The 10,848-nt window shown below is 68.9% G+C and carries 11 protein-coding genes; 6 read left to right on the forward strand and 5 right to left on the reverse strand.

From position 1 onward, the window contains the following. Positions 1 to 33 precede the first annotated feature (33 nt). A complete protein-coding gene (locus tag B141_RS46285; protein ID WP_020578687.1) occupies positions 34 to 666 on the reverse strand; it encodes a hypothetical protein in 633 nt (210 codons plus the stop codon). Positions 667 to 756: 90 nt separating this feature from the next. On the opposite strand from B141_RS46285, the gene deoC reads away from it, so the two are divergent. The 4 genes from deoC to B141_RS0128960 are packed head-to-tail and all read left to right on the forward strand — an operon-like array spanning position 757 to position 5,313. Beyond that, entirely contained in the window at positions 757 to 1,734 is a 978-nt protein-coding gene (gene deoC, locus B141_RS0128945) for a deoxyribose-phosphate aldolase (RefSeq protein ID WP_020578688.1), read from the forward strand. A gap of 3 nt (positions 1,735 to 1,737) precedes the next feature. Then, the gene (locus B141_RS0128950) at positions 1,738 to 3,183 is read left to right on the forward strand and encodes an aldehyde dehydrogenase family protein (RefSeq protein WP_020578689.1); all 1,446 of its coding nucleotides are present in this window, start codon (positions 1,738 to 1,740) and stop codon (positions 3,181 to 3,183) included. After that, positions 3,180 to 4,046, forward strand: a complete 867-nt coding sequence (locus B141_RS0128955) for an aldehyde dehydrogenase family protein (protein WP_020578690.1) — start codon at positions 3,180 to 3,182, stop codon at positions 4,044 to 4,046. The genes B141_RS0128950 and B141_RS0128955 overlap by 4 nt, the downstream gene beginning before the upstream one ends. Positions 4,047 to 4,050: 4 nt before the next feature. Next, on the forward strand, positions 4,051 to 5,313 hold the full coding sequence (locus tag B141_RS0128960; protein WP_020578691.1) for a hypothetical protein: 1,263 nt from the start codon (positions 4,051 to 4,053) through the stop codon (positions 5,311 to 5,313). 46 nt (positions 5,314 to 5,359) lie between these two features. Here B141_RS0128960 and B141_RS0128965 read toward each other — a convergent pair whose 3' ends face one another. Together B141_RS0128965 and B141_RS0128970 are read right to left on the reverse strand one after the other, a co-directional pair. Next, a complete protein-coding gene (locus B141_RS0128965) occupies positions 5,360 to 6,283 on the reverse strand; it encodes a serine hydrolase (RefSeq protein ID WP_020578692.1) in 924 nt (307 codons plus the stop codon). After that, a complete protein-coding gene (locus B141_RS0128970; protein WP_020578693.1) occupies positions 6,280 to 7,239 on the reverse strand; it encodes a LysR family transcriptional regulator in 960 nt (319 codons plus the stop codon). The genes B141_RS0128965 and B141_RS0128970 overlap by 4 nt, the downstream gene beginning before the upstream one ends. Before the next feature lie 147 nt (positions 7,240 to 7,386). On the opposite strand from B141_RS0128970, the gene B141_RS0128975 reads away from it, so the two are divergent. Then, positions 7,387 to 9,051: a penicillin-binding transpeptidase domain-containing protein gene (locus tag B141_RS0128975; RefSeq protein WP_020578694.1), complete on the forward strand. Its 1,665-nt coding sequence runs from the start codon at positions 7,387 to 7,389 to the stop codon at positions 9,049 to 9,051. 183 nt (positions 9,052 to 9,234) lie between these two features. Beyond that, positions 9,235 to 9,420 (forward strand): PspC domain-containing protein, encoded by a 186-nt coding sequence (locus B141_RS0128980; protein WP_020578695.1) that lies wholly within the window; start codon positions 9,235 to 9,237, stop codon positions 9,418 to 9,420. A gap of 40 nt (positions 9,421 to 9,460) precedes the next feature. Here the strand turns inward: B141_RS0128980 and B141_RS0128985 are convergent, their stop codons facing one another. Continuing rightward, entirely contained in the window at positions 9,461 to 9,943 is a 483-nt protein-coding gene (locus B141_RS0128985) for a carboxymuconolactone decarboxylase family protein (protein WP_020578696.1), read from the reverse strand. A 204-nt stretch (positions 9,944 to 10,147) separates the two neighbouring features. Further along, entirely contained in the window at positions 10,148 to 10,792 is a 645-nt protein-coding gene (locus B141_RS43375; RefSeq protein ID WP_474775231.1) for a sigma-70 family RNA polymerase sigma factor, read from the reverse strand. Between the last annotated feature and the right edge of the window lie 56 nt (positions 10,793 to 10,848).

Here is a 10,848-nt window from a genome sequence, read left to right on the forward strand (position 1 = left end):
GAGAAGAAGCCGGCACGCCCTTCTGACCGCCGCTCAGCCGAGCAGGGCCGCGACGGTGGTGACGAGGACCGCCGCGCCCACGATGGCGAACTCGACCCGCCGCCAGGTGCGTACCACCTGAGCCTTGTCCTTGGACTTCTCGGCGTACTGCGCGGCCAACGTCTCGATCCGATGCGTGGTGTAGTCAGCCGGCGACCGGCTGCCCAGATCGGCTTCGCCGGGACTCTGCGGCCGGCCCACCTGTGCGGATTCGACGGCGTTCCGCTGGGACCGCCGCATCGCGCGGCGGTCGGCGCCGGTCACGGAAACGGCGGCGGAGCGATACGACGCGTCCTCGGTCGCGATGGCGAGCACCGGCGCGATCCGTGCCGACCTGACCAGATGCCACGGGATGTGTACGTCGCTGAGGATGTTGCGGAGGACGAGTTCGTCCTCGTAGGCGACGACGGAGGGGCGCACCAGGCTCAGCCAGATCAGGGTGCAGACGGCCACGACGATCCCAGCGGTGGCGAGGCCGTTCCAGGTCCGCCACTCGACCACGACGTCCCCGAGGATCAGGGCACCGATCGCCATGGTGAGTACCCCAAGGACCCGCCCGGCGGTTGGCGCGAAGCTCTCGATGACCTTGCGCGATCTTCCGGCGTTGCCCTGCCCGAGCCGTGTCACTGGCAGCCTCCTGACGTCATGAAACCCCGATTGTGCCCTCTTGACCACGAGCCAGGTAAGGCCCTCCGGGCGACGCCCTACACTGTCCCGGTGAGTACGACGGCCGCGCCCGCGGGAAGCCAGATCGCAGAGATCACCTCGTCTGACGCGAGCCTGCGAAGGTTCCTTGCCGGGCTGCCCGGCGTCGACCAGGTGGGCGCCGAGGCTCGCGTGGCGACGCTTGCGACCCGCTCCATCAAGACGAGCGCGAAGGCGTTCGCGCTCGACCTCGCGATCCGCATGATCGACCTCACCACGCTGGAAGGTCAGGACACTCCGGGCAAGGTACGCGCATTGTGTGCGAAGGCGGCACACCCTGACCCGGCCGACCCGACCTGCCCACCGGTCGCGGCGATCTGCGTCTATCCCGACCTGGTTCCGGTTGCCAAGGACGCCTTGACAGGCAGCCCGGTCCACCTTGCCAGCGTGGCCACGGCGTTCCCTTCCGGCCGGTCGAGCCTCGACGTCAAGGTCCGTGAGACGGCCGACGCGGTGGCGGCGGGCGCGGACGAGATCGACATGGTCATCGACCGTGGCGCGTTCCTCGCTGGTGGCTACTCCGAGGTGTTCGAGGAGATCGTCGCGATCAAACGCGCCTGCGTCTCGCCCAGCGGCGGCCCGAACGCCCACCTGAAGGTCATCCTCGAAACCGGCGAACTGGTGACGTACGACAACGTCCGCCGCGCGTCATGGCTCGCGATGCTGGCCGGCGCCGACTTCATCAAGACCAGCACGGGCAAGGTCTCCCCCGCGGCGACGCTGCCGGTGACGCTCGTGATGCTCGAAGCCGTCCGCGACTTCCGCGAGGCCACCGGACGCCAGGTCGGTGTGAAGCCGGCCGGCGGCATCCGCACGGCCAAGGACGCGATCCGTTATCTGGTTCTCGTCAACGAGACCGCCGGCGAGGACTGGCTCGACCCCGACTGGTTCCGTTTCGGCGCGTCCAGCCTGCTCAACGACCTGCTCATGCAGCGCACCAAGCTGCGCACCGGCAGGTACGCCGGTCCCGACTACTTCACCTTGGACTAGGCCATGCCCACGTTCGAGTACGCACCAGCACCAGAGTCGCGCGACGTCGCGCGAGTCAGGTCGGCGTACAGCCTGTTCATCAACGGCGAGTTCGTCGAGCCCACCGACGGCCGGCGGTTCAAGACCGTGAGCCCTGCCAGCGAAGAGGTTCTCGCCGAGGTGGCGCAGGCCGGCGAGGAGGACGTCGACCGTGCCGTGGCGGCCGCACGCCAGGCATACGACCGCATCTGGTCACCGATGCCGGGCCGGGAACGCGCGAAGTACCTCTACCGGATCGCGCGGATCATCCAGGAACGCGCACGTGAGCTCGCGGTCCTGGAGTCCCTCGACAACGGCAAGCCGATCCGTGAGTCCCGCGACGTGGACATCCCCCTGGTGGCCGCGCACTTCTTCTACTACGCCGGGTGGGCCGACAAGCTCCAGTACGCCGGACTCGGCGCCGATCCACGGCCACTCGGGGTCGCCGCCCAGGTCATCCCGTGGAACTTCCCACTCCTCATGCTGGCCTGGAAGATCGCGCCCGCGCTCGCCTGCGGCAACACCGTCGTCCTCAAGCCGGCGGAGACGACGCCCCTTACGGCGTTGGTGTTCGCGGAGATCTGTCAGCAGGCCGAGCTGCCGCCCGGCGTGGTCAACATCCTCACGGGCGACGGCGAGACCGGGCAGGCGCTGGTCACGCATGACGGCGTTGACAAGGTGGCCTTCACCGGCTCGACCGAGGTGGGCAAGGCGATCGCGCGCTCGGTGGCCGGCACCCACAAGCACGTCACCCTCGAACTCGGTGGCAAGGCCGCCAACATCGTCTTCGAGGACGCCCCGCTCGACCAGGCGGTCGAGGGCATCGTCAACGGCATCTTCTTCAACCAGGGACACGTGTGCTGCGCGGGATCGCGGCTGCTCGTCCAAGAGAGCATCTACACCGACGTCCTGAGCCGCCTCAAGCGCCGGATGGGCACGCTGCGCGTCGGCGACCCGCTCGACAAGAACACCGACGTCGGCGCCATCAACTCCCCCCAGCAGCTGGCGAAGATTCGGATGCTGAGCGACGTCGGTGAATCCGAGGGCGCCGACCGCTGGTCCGCGCCGTGCGAGCTGCCCGAGCACGGCTACTGGTTCCCGCCGACGATCTTCACCGGCGTCTCCCAGGCCCACCGCATCGCCCGGGAGGAGATCTTCGGGCCGGTGCTGTCAGTCCTCACGTTCCGTACGCCGGCCGAGGCGGTCGAGAAGGCCAACAACACGCCGTACGGCCTGTCGGCGGGCGTGTGGACCGACAAGGGTTCCCGCATCCTCTGGATGGCCGACAAGCTCCGCGCCGGTGTCGTGTGGGCCAACACGTTCAACCAGTTCGACCCGGCCTCGCCGTTCGGTGGCTTCAAGGAGTCCGGCTACGGCCGCGAGGGCGGACGGCACGGGCTGAGCGCCTACCTCTCGGGAGCGCGAGCATGACTCGACTTGCCGTGCGCAAGACGTACAAACTCTTTGTCGGCGGGGCCTTCCCGCGCAGCGAGTCCGGTCGGAGTTATGCCGTGTACGACGCCGAAGGCGCGTTCCTCGCCAATGCCGCACTCGCGTCCCGCAAGGACGCCCGCGACGCCGTGGTCGCGGCCCGCAAGGCGTTCGGTGGCTGGTCGGGCAGGACGGCGCACAACCGCGGCCAGATCCTCTACCGCATCGCGGAGATGCTCGAGGGTCGGCGGTCGCAGTTCGTCGACGAGGTCGCCGCGGGCGAAGGGCTCGACCGCGACCGGGCGCAAGGCGTCGTTGACGAGAGCATCGACCGCTGGGTCTGGTACGCCGGCTGGGCCGACAAGGTCGCACAGGTCGTCGGTGCGTCCAACCCGGTCGCCGGCCCCTACTTCGACTTCTCCGTACCCGAGCCGACCGGCGTCGTCGCCGTCGTCGCGCCTCAGGACTCCAGCCTGCTCGGGCTGGTCAGCGTCGTCGCACCCGTCATCGTCACCGGCAACACCTGCGTAGTCCTCGCCAGCGAGCGTCACCCCCTGCCGGCGATCACGCTCGCGGAGGTCCTCGCGACCAGCGACCTGCCGGGTGGCGTCATCAACATCCTCACCGGGAACGCCGCCGAGGTCGCGCCCTGGCTCGCCAGCCACATGGACGTCAACGCGCTCGACCTCACCGGCGTCGACGACCAAGCCCAGGCAGCCGACCTCGAGCGGGCGGCGGCCGATAATCTCAAGCGTGTGACCCGGCCACCGGTGCGACGTCCCGACTGGACGGCAGACCCGGGCCTTGACCGGCTCACGGCGTACCTCGAGACCAAGACCGTCTGGCACCCCATCGGGATTTAGGACCGTGACCACAGAATTCGTTTCCGACCCGATCGTCCCCCTCGAGCTTCGGCTGTCGACCGGGACCCGCTTCACGCTCTACCAGCCCGGCTGGTACACCGCCGACGACGGCTCGTCCGGGTTCCTCGGCGCGCATGGGAAGGTCTACGGCTTCAGCACGCTGGACGATCTCGTCACCTTCGTCGACTCAGGTACGCCAAGCGACCTCACGCCGAGCCCGCACATGAAGAACCTGCGGATCTGGACGACGGAGGAATACTCCAGGCGGCTCTGCCTCTACGACATGACCCAGCTGCCCGAGATCGCCGACGGCCACCTGGACTCTGACGAGCAGGCCGCCCTCGGGTCGACCCTCGCCCTGATGCTCGACCTGCTCGACTACCTCGACATCGACAACGAGCACGCCCAGGCGCTCCGTGACGACGAGGATGTCAGCAAGCTCGCCTCCGGCGACGAGGTCCTGTCGATCTTCCGGGCCGCTCATCACCGCCAGCACGTCGTCGAACTCCTGGACGCGCACTGGTCGTCGTGCCTGTCGGAGGTCTCCAGCCGGCTGATCACGCCCACGCTTCCTGACGATCCCCCCAACGGGTCCGGAGCGTCCGGGCCGGCCGGACCGGGCACGTCGCCCATGGCCTCGTCGACCAGCATCGACGACTCCGACTCCGACGGACCCACTCCCCTCGAAGACACCGCCGACGCCGTGACGATCTGGCTGGGGCTGGCCGAGGAGGGGGTCTACACGATCCGCAGTACGGCGCTCACCGACGGCCGTCCGGCGTACCTCGGCACGGCGAACGGCGACGGCGGCGCACCCAAGGTGTCGGTCTGGACCGACCTCGACCAGCTGCGCAGCGACCTGACCGCCGGCCAGGCCGGCCGGATCCCCGACGTCGAGTTGGCCGGCGTCGCGGCCCGCTCCGACGTCAGCCTCACCCCGCATGACGACTGCATCTTCGACCTCGTGGAGATCGCGGACTCGATCACGGCGACGATGGACCAAGCGAGCGCCGATCAGCTGGTGAGCGCCTGGACGGAGCTCACCCGGCTGGCCGCGTGGGGCCGCTGGACCGACGTGACCGACCTCCTGAAGCCAACCGCGCCGGCCGGAGCGTTCGTGGTCTCCTGCGCGATCGACCTCGCGCAGGACCGCCCGGGCGCGGCGCGAGCCCTGGCCACCGCCGACCTCACCGCTGCGTCGGAAGGCTGGCACGCGGTCGTGCCGGCCCTCACCGCCCACCTCGACATCCACCACCACGAACGCTGAGCGGCTCCAGGAAACGGACCAACCAGGCGTGATTCGGAAACACGCCCTAGCGGCGTAGGGCCTCAAACGCCGATCGGGCGGCGGCCCCGATCGCCAGGTCGATGTCGGCGGCGATCGATGCCCGCCGGGTCGATCTGGTGAGTGCGGCGATCACGATCCGGTCGTCCGAGTCCGTTTCCACGACGCCGATCTCGTGGCGCAGGTGCAGGAACGTGCCGGTCTTTCCGCTGACCCGCACGGTGTCGGTGCGCAGGTCGCTGGACAGCCGTTGGGTGAAGACCTGCAGGGCCATGATGCGCCGGAGCTCCGCGGTCGCCGATGGCTGGGAGATCTGGTCCAGCCAGACCCGTTGCAGCAGGTCGACCAGGGCCGTCGCGCTGCCGACATTGGCGTGCGCGGTGTCGAGGATCTCGATGGTGTGGCTCCCGGACCGGTCATCCTGAATCGCGAGCCCCAGAGCGATCCCGAAGTCGTTGCCGGCAGCGCCGGCGGCGCATTCGTAATACCGGTGCAGGCGGTGGCGGATCCGGATGCCGGGACAGTTCCAGGCGCGGAGGCTCCGGTTTACTTCGTCGATGCCCACCAGGTCGAGCAGGGTGTCGCCGGCAGCGTTGTCGCTGACGGTGAGCATCTGGTGGACGAGGTCGCCGACCGCGAGGGTCGCCGGGTAGCGGAAGGCGCCGAGCCCGGTGGGACCGAGGCTGCGCGTCCCGGGCGAGATGGTCACCTGGTACGCGGGGTCGAGCGTGCCCGCGGCTGTCCGGTCCAGGACCGCCAGCGCTATCGCGACCTTGATCACCGACGCGAGTGGCACCAGAGTGTCGGCGTCGAAGCCGAACTCCTCGCCGGTGTCGATGTTGCGAGCGAGGAGATGCCCGCGCGCGCCTACCCGTTCCCAGTCGGCGGCCACCGATTCGGCGACCGCCAAGAGGGCGGGATCGCTGGCGACGTACGCCAGTCGGGTGCTCATCCGCGGGCCGCCAGCTGGGCGCGGGCATCGTCGGTGTGGCCGGCCGCGGGTGCGTTCGAAGCGGCCCGCGTCGTGGTGCCGAGCGCGGCCGCGAGGAGGGTGGCCAGCCAGTCGGGCGGTACGCCGGCACCGTGACGGCTGGGCGCGGCGGCGAGCTCGTAGCCCCGGTGCAGGGTGGCATCGGCCAAGGGCACCCAGGAAACCTGGTGTCGCCGCGCGAACTGTTCGGTGCATAGCAGCATGCCGTTTCCGGCGAGTGTCTCGGCCAACGCCGTGGCGGTCGACGACGTCGTGCGGATCCGATCCTCGGGCAGGCCGGCCCGGGCCGCGGCCTTGCGGAGCCGGTCCGCGGCGAAGGGAGCGTCCTCGGGCGAGATCAGGACGGCCGGTCGCGGGCCATGGTCGGCGCCGCGCCGGGGGCGGAGGTCCTCCAGGTGGACGGGACGCCCGCGGGCAGTCGTGGCCAGCGTCTCCGCGGAGGCGAGCCCGAGGGGTACGCCGAGCGGGGCGGTCTCCGGCGGGAGGCGCAGCACCGCGAAGGCGAGTGACCCGTCATCCAGCCTGGCCGCACGTACGTCCGCCGGAAGCTCCTGGATGCTGACCACGATGCCGTGCTCGGCGCCCGCGCGGATGACGCGGGCAAGCGCGGCCGGCTCGCAGTCGGGTGGTACGCCGATCGCGCGTACCGCCGTCTCCCGTGCCGAGCGCGCGAGGTCACGCAGATGCTCGGCGCGGCTCAGGACGTCCTTCGCATGCGGAAGAAGGAGTACGCCGAGGTTGCTGGTCTCGATCTGACGACGAGTCCGGTCGAAGAGCTCGCCGCCAAAATGCTGCTCCAGCGTCTTGATCCGCCGGCTCAGCAGCGGTTGCGCGATGCCGAGCCGCTCGGCCGCGCGGGAGAAGTTGCGTTCCTCACAGACGGTCACGTAAGCCGCCAAGTGCGCGAGCAGGTCCATACCGCACTCATATCAGAAAGGCATGGACTCATGAAAATTGCCTCTTTGACATAACCGCTGATCGCCTGGTTGCCTGGCCGGCACCGAGCCACTCACGTTTGGAGAGTCGATGACCCGAGCCAACCCAGTGTCGTGGGAGTTGAGCAAGTGACGGAGTACCACTCGGCGCGGCGTCGCAGACAGTGGTTCCGAGCCATCGTGGGCATCGTCGCGATGGCGATGCTGGTCGTCGGCGGCGTGGTCGGCTATCGACTGGTCATCGCGGAGCCGAGACGAGCAGAGGAACAGGCCTCGGTGGCGCGCGGCGAACAGCAGCTGCGTGCCTTCACGAGGGCCTGGCAGGCCGGCGACTGGGCGGCGGCGGGGAAGCTCACCGACACCCCCGACCGTGCGGCGTCACTCCTCGCCTCCGTCAACCGAAACCTCGAGCCGGAGGACTTCCGGATCGAGGTCGGCACAGGGAAAGCCGACGAGGGGGACAAAGGCTCCGTCGTCGTTCCGTTCACCGTACGGATGAAGGTCCCGCGCGTCGGTGCATACGCGTACGACTCGAAGGCGCGGATCGTCGAGACCTCCGGCACGCGGCTCGTCGAGTTCATGTCGTCGATGATCCATCCGGCGTTGAAACCCGGCCAGACGCTCGCGGTCACGAAGATGTCGGACCGCGGATCCATCCTCGACCGTAACGGCGAGGTTCTCACCGCGGCCACACTCGTCGGCGGGGTCGACGAGCGGTCCGGCGCGGGCGTGTCCGGCCTCGAGAAGCGTTACAACGAACAACTCGCCGGGTCCGGACCGGCGTACGCGATCGCGATCACCGACCGGAACACCGGAGACGCGCTGAAGCCGCTGCAGACAGCCGGCACCCGTGCGGGTAAGGACGTGCGCACCACGATCGACCCCAACGTGCAGCGTGCGGCCGCCGCAGCGCTCGAAGGGGCCCAGACGCCAGCGTCGATCGTCGCGATCAAGCCCTCCACCGGCGATATCCTGGCCGTCGCGAACCGGCCGGGCGGCCTCAACCGTGCGCTCGTCGGCAAGTACCCGCCGGGATCGACGTTCAAGGTGGTGACCGCCGCCGCTCTCCTCGAAGCCGGTCTGCGCCCCTCGGATGTCCTCGACTGCCCCAGGTTCGAATGGGTGAACGGCTATCGCTTCGCGAACCAGAACGAGTTCGTGCTGCCCAAGGGGGCGACGTTCCGCGACGCGTTCGCCCGATCCTGCAACACCGCGTTCGTCCGGGCCCGGAACCAGCTCGACGACGACACCCTCGCCAAGACCGCGACCGCCTTCGGAATCGGCGGCGCATGGGACACCGGGGCGAGCAGCTACGACGGATCCGTACCCGTGAACACCAACGTCAACGACAAGGCGGCCGCCATGATCGGCCAGGGCCGGAACCTCGCCTCGCCACTGGTGATGGCGTCCGTCGCGGCCACGGTGAAGTCGGGCCGGTTCGTCCAGCCCCGGCTCGTGCCCGAGGCCGTCGACCATCCGTACAAAGCGCCCAGGGCCCTTGCCCCGAAGGTGGTCAGCGATCTCCGGTCGATGATGCGTTCGGTCGTCACCAGCGGCGCCGGCGACGCACTGCGCGACCTCCCCGGCAGGCCGCACGCCAAGACCGGCACCGCCGAGTACGGCGCGGAGGTTCCGCCCCGGACCCACGCCTGGATGATCGGCTACCAGGAGACCAGCGACCTCGCCTGGGCGGTCCAGCTCGAGGATGGTGGATCCGGAGGCGCCGACGCCGGGCCGATCGCGGCGGCGTTCCTGAGGAAGCTTGCCGGGACTGGCGCTCCGGACCCCGGATAGGCCTACGCCGCGAACCACGGCGGCGGGTCAAGGGGTGGCAGGTCAGAGGCCAGCGGGTCAGGGAGATCCCGGCCGACCCCTGATCGATCCCTGAGTAAGCTCGGAGTTGGGCATCGAACGGGAGCACCTGAACGATCTCCTTCGTCCTTTTCGACAGGAACCTCAAGCGAAAGGACACTCGTCGTGGCCCGTCTGGTTCGTCCCCGCAAGGGCAAGATGATCGCCGGAGTCTGCGCTGGCCTTGCCGACCGCTTCGGCCTACCCGTCACCCTGGTGCGGCTGGCGTTCGTACTCTCCTGCATCCTGCCGGGCCCGCAGTTCGTCATCTACCTCGCGCTGTGGATCCTGATCCCCAAGGAAGAACGCTGACTGCGAGGCGGCACCAGCGGACACGGCGAGGTACTCCTCGTTATCCGAAATGGATGTGCTGGCCGGGCTGGTAGTCGCCGACGGGCTGCTGGACGATGACGTTGAGGCGGTTGACGGTGTTCATGATGGCGATGAGCAACACCAGGGCAGCGAGTTGGGCTTCGTCATGGTGCTTGGCGGCATTCGCCCAGACCTCGTCCGTGACCCCACCGGCCGCATCCGCGATACGGGTACCCTGCTCCGTCAGTTCCAAAGCAGCGCGCTCGGCGTCGGTGAACACCCTGGCCTCCCGCCAGGCCACGACCAGGTTGAGGCGCATCGAGGACTCCCCGGCGTGCGCGGCTTCCTTGGTGTGCATGTCGACGCAGACGCCGCAACCATTGATCTGACTGGCGCGGAGCGCCACCAGCTGCTGCGTCGCCGCCGGAAGCGTCGAATCCGCGACCGCCTTGCCCGCTGAGAAGATGTGCTTCAGGGACTTGGCTACGACGGGATTGTCGAGGAGGTTCAGGCGAGCTTCCATAGTGCACTCCTTGTCGCTGTTGGTGGTTACACCTCTCTGTCCCCCACAAGACGCCGGGCCCCGGGGTTTTGTGACAGAACGGTTCCGCACTATGTGACGGAGTTCATCGCCGGGTGAGTGGGGTCTCGGATTCGATGCGGGTCAGCTTCTTTGGGTTGCGGACGTAGTAGAGGCCGGAGATGCGGGCGTCCTCGATTCGGATCGTCATGATGCCGTCGAGTTCGCCGTCCAGGCGTACGAGGAGTGCCGGGTTGCCGTTGACCACGGTGGGGTCAACGGTGAGGGTGCCTTCGACCTTGCCGAGCCCACCGAAGAACATGCGGACCACCTTCTCGGCACCGATGACCGGCCCTGGAGATCCCTGGTTTCGATCGCCCGCTGGAACGACTCCAGAGCTGCCCGGGTCTGGCTCTGGGACACCACCTGGCGAGGGCGGCGGGCTTCGACGTGCTGGCGGGCGCGGTGCGCGATCTGGCGGACGGCCGCGGGGCTCTTGTCGACAGCGGCCGCGATCTCGTCGTAGCTGACATCGAAGGCCTCGCGCAGCACGAAGACGGCACGCTCGGTCGGCGACAGTGTTTCGAGGACGAGCATGAGCGCCATCGACACGCTCTCGGCGAGCTCGACGTCCTCGGCCACGTCCGGTGCGGTGAGCAGCGGTTCGGGCAGCCAGGGCCCGACGTACGCCTCCTTGCGGCGCTTCATGGTGCGCAGCCGGTTGAGCGACTGCCTGGTCGTGATCCGGACCAGGTAGGCACGCTGGTCNCGCACCTGCCCCACGTCGACCNTGACCCACCGCAGCCAGGTTTCCTGAAGGACGTCTTCGGCATCCGCCGCCGACCCGAGCATCTCGTAGGCGACGGTGAAGAGCAGGTTGCGGTGGGCGATGAAAGTCTCGGTCGCCG

It is taken from the genome of Actinopolymorpha alba DSM 45243 (assembly GCF_000373925.1).
Classification (GTDB): domain Bacteria; phylum Actinomycetota; class Actinomycetes; order Propionibacteriales; family Actinopolymorphaceae; genus Actinopolymorpha; species Actinopolymorpha alba.